Origin of the sequence: Methylorubrum zatmanii, from assembly GCF_014845115.1 — a bacterium.
Taxonomy (GTDB): domain Bacteria; phylum Pseudomonadota; class Alphaproteobacteria; order Rhizobiales; family Beijerinckiaceae; genus Methylobacterium; species Methylobacterium zatmanii.
This window is the reverse complement of sequence record NZ_NKUI01000268.1, coordinates 1-1413: the sequence shown is the minus strand read 5'-3', so window position 1 is coordinate 1413 and position 1413 is coordinate 1. Positions and strand designations below refer to the sequence as shown.

The window sequence follows — 1413 nt, the reverse complement described above, 5'->3', positions numbered from 1 at the left end:
CTTCGAATTTTCTGCCTGTTTCGTGGGCTCGGAGATGTTTATAAGAGACAGCTTTATGGATGGCCCGCCCCTCACCGGGCTGCCCTGCTAGCCTTGCAGGGTCGCTAAGTTGAAGGGATGGAGCGGGACGATGACGATCGCGGTGCTGGGGATCGATCTGGGCAAGAACAGCTGCAGCCTGGTCGGGCTGGACGGGACTGGGCGGGTCGTGCTGCGCCGCCGGATGCGGCGCGAGACGGTGATCGCCTTCAGCGCGAAGTTGCCGGGGTGCGTCGTGGCAATGGAGGCGTGCTGCGGTGCGCACCACATGGGCCGAGCCCTCGTGGAGCAGGGGCACACGGTCCGACTGATGTCGCCGGAATACGTGCGCCCGTACGTCAAGGCGCAGAAGAACGACGACCGCGACGCCGAAGCCATCGCCGAGGCGGCCACCCGCCCAACGATGCGGTTCGTGGCGCTCAAATCCGAGGCGCAGCTCGACGTGCAGACCCTGCACCGGGTCCGCGACCAGCTCGTGGGCGAGCGCACGGCGCTGATGAACCAGGTCCGCGCCATCCTTCTGGAGCGCGGCTATGTGGTAGCGCAGGGGCGGGCCAAGCTGGCTGCCTGTCTAACCGAGTTACTCGACACGGAGGCGGGCTCCTCCCTCACAGCGCGCATGCGCACCCTTGTGGCGGAGGTGCGCGAGCGCTGGCAGAGCCTCGACCGGCGCATCGCCGCGCTGGATGCCGAGTTCGCCGAGCAGGCGCGCACGGACGAGAACGCGCGGCGGCTGACGACCATCCCGGGCATCGGCGCGCTCAACGCGACCGCGCTGGTTGCGGCCATCGGCGACGTGGCCACCTTCGCGCGCGGGCGCGACCTGGCAGCCTGGCTCGGCCTCGTACCGCGGCAGGTCACGACCGGAGGGAAGCCCAAGCTCGTCGGCATCACCAAGCGCGGCAGCAAGTACCTGCGCAAGACGCTCATCCAGGGCGCCCGGGCCGCGATGCCGACGCTCCGGCAGGGTGACACGCGGCTCGGGCAGTGGCTGCGCGGGTTGCTGGCGCGAGCGCACACCAACACGGCGGTGGTGGCATTGGCAGCCAAGATGGCGCGCATCGTCTGGGCGCTGCTGCGCCACGGGCGCGTCTACGAGGCAACGGCCGTAGCCGCCTGATCCGAGTTCGGCCGGCGCGGCGGGCGCCGGCCTTCCGACGTCTGCGAGCGGTGAGAGGAAGATGGCCTGACAGTCGACCGGTGTTCTGGAAGCCTCCCGGCAAAAATGGCGCATGACGCCGACCCCTTTATGAGGCCCAGGACGCGCGGATCTCCATCTTGGCCAACGGCTCTGCCAGAAGGCCGGATACGTTTATGCAGACTGCTCAGACCAGCGGATCCAGAGCCACTTGCGGACGGGGCGGGCCATACGTT

At 68.6% G+C, this 1413-nt stretch carries 1 protein-coding gene; it reads left to right on the top strand.

Features of this window, described 5'->3' with window-relative positions:
- The first annotated feature begins 130 nt into the window (after positions 1-130).
- The gene (locus MZTS_RS23030; protein ID WP_009867760.1) at positions 131-1159 is read left to right on the top strand and encodes an IS110-like element ISMmg1 family transposase; all 1029 of its coding nucleotides are present in this window, start codon (positions 131-133) and stop codon (positions 1157-1159) included.
- Positions 1160-1413: the final 254 nt, after the last annotated feature.